Origin of the sequence: Halomonas sp. SIMBA_159, from assembly GCF_046536035.1 — a bacterium.
Taxonomy (GTDB): Bacteria; Pseudomonadota; Gammaproteobacteria; order Pseudomonadales; family Halomonadaceae; genus Vreelandella; species Vreelandella venusta_A.
In genome coordinates, this window is record NZ_JAWJBT010001381.1 from 1 (window position 1) to 243 (window position 243).

General features: G+C 51.4%; 1 protein-coding gene. It reads right to left on the minus strand.

What is annotated here, in order from left to right; all coding sequences use genetic code 11:
- The coding region (locus R0J87_RS23775) for a hypothetical protein (protein WP_498889475.1) at positions 1-243 on the minus strand (243 nt) is incomplete at both ends.

Genomic DNA, 243 nt, shown 5'->3' on the forward strand with positions numbered 1-243 from the left:
GATTGCCATCGTCAGAAACAAAGGTTTGTAGCTGAAGTCTGCCGGCAGCATCAGGATCAGGGCAATGGATACCGCGCCGCGTGCGCCTGAGAAATTCAGCAGCCAGAAATCGAGCCGCGACAGTTTTTTCGAATCTATACGCAGGACAGGCAGCATCAGCCAAAGCGAAATAAACCGTGCCGAAAAAAGCAGCACTATGGATAACAGTATAATAACGGCGGACAGGACATCGGGAGACAGCAG